The sequence below is a fragment of the Mucilaginibacter sp. P4_G9 genome, assembly GCF_056400985.1.
On sequence record NZ_JBFUKF010000665.1, the window covers coordinates 1 to 1769 of the forward strand.

The 1769-nt window shown below is 43.2% G+C and carries 2 protein-coding genes; both read left to right on the forward strand.

Annotation, left to right across the window (positions count from 1 at the left end):
• The coding region (gene priA, locus AC1DPZ_RS26505) for a replication restart helicase PriA (RefSeq protein WP_477409148.1) at nucleotides 1-892 on the forward strand (892 nt) is incomplete at its 5' end.
• A gap of 298 nt (nucleotides 893-1190) precedes the next feature.
• The coding region (locus AC1DPZ_RS26510) for a protein-L-isoaspartate(D-aspartate) O-methyltransferase (protein WP_477409150.1) at nucleotides 1191-1769 on the forward strand (579 nt) is incomplete at its 3' end.

Consider the following 1769-nt stretch of genomic DNA (forward strand, 5'->3'; position numbering starts at 1 on the left):
GATGTGCAAGATATGTGCTTATACTCCTAAATGTATTAATTGCGATGTAAGCCTTACTTATCATAAAAGCAGTGGTAAGCTGCATTGCCACTATTGTGGTTATAAGGAAGATTCGCCTTCCATTTGCCCGGCGTGTGGTTCAACTCATTTGGAATATAAGGGCTTTGGCACCGAAAAAATAGAGGATGAGCTAAGCCTATTGCTTCCCGAGGCCCGTATCGCCCGTATGGATCTGGATACCACCCGCTCGCGTAATTCACTGCAAACCATATTGAATAACCTGGAAGAAAAAAAGATAGATATATTAGTTGGTACCCAAATGGTTGCCAAAGGTTTGGATTTTAGCGATGTTACCCTCATCGGGATCATCAATGCCGATAGCCTGCTTAAATTCCCGGATTATAGAGCCAACGAACGCAGTTTCCAGATGCTGGCCCAGGTAAGCGGCCGGGCTGGCCGCAGGGGTAAGCAGGGCAAGGTAGTGATTCAAACCTATGATCCATTTCACCGCGTGATAAAACAGGTGATAGCCAATGATTATAACGATCTGTATTTTACCGAAATGGCCGAGCGTAAAAGCTTCAAATACCCGCCTTTTTACCGCATCATTAACCTTGATATTAAGCACAAGAATCCCGAGGTGTTGTATAACCAGGCTGTGTACCTGGCCAATGAGCTTCGCAAACATTTCGGCGAACGCGTGATTGGTCCTGAAGCGCCTTTGATCAGCAGGATCCGCAACTTCTACATCAAATCTATCATGCTGAAATTTGAAAAGGATGGCATCTCGATAGTGAAAGCCAAAGCTATTTTAAAAGATGTTATTGTACAGTTTCAAACTACCAAGCTTAGCAAAGGGAGCATTGTACAGCCAGATGTGGATCCGTATTGATATTGGCCTCAGAACGGTCATTGAGGTACACAGCAATCCCCAATAGGGAGGTTCATTATGCAAGGTTACCCTTTTTTATGGGCTCGTAAGTCGGGGATTAATAATATTTTGATTTGATTTTTATAGGTATTAATGAGCTCCCTACGGTCGGTTATCTTCGTGTCTCACAATGACGGGGCTTTTATTAATTAGGGGATTATAGTCGCTAAACTTTTTTTGTGCTAACAGTTAATGGATTATCCGTTCGAGGCAAAATATGTCCCCAAAATCCCCAAAATCGTGCTAACTTTACTGTGTAATGGCTCAGAAATATATTGATAATTATCGCGAAAAAGGTGCCCGTAAGCGATTGGTGGATATTCTGGAAAAAAAAGGTATCCAGGATGAAGAAGTGTTAAAAGCTATAGGGAAAGTACCGCGTCATTACTTTTTTGCCGAAACTTTCTGGAACCAGGCTTACCGGGATATTGCTTTCCCGATAGGTGAGGGGCAAACCATTTCGCAACCGTATACGGTTGCCTATCAAACCCAGCTGCTGCACATCCGCAAAGGCGATAAGGTGCTGGAGATTGGCACAGGTTCGGGTTATCAAACCTGTATTTTGATGGAGCTTGGCGCCGATGTTTATACCATTGAGCGCCAGGAAAAGCTTTATGAACGAACTAAATATGTACTGCCAGAAAAAATGGGCTACAAACCCCATTTCTTTTGCGGCGACGGCTCTATCGGCATAGCGCAATATGCGCCGTACGATAAAATAATTGTAACTGCAGGTGCACCTACTGTACCGGATGTATTACTAAAACAATTAAAAATTGGCGGTATATTAGTAATACCTGTTGGTGATGAAGAAACCCAGAAAATGGTTACCGTGCTC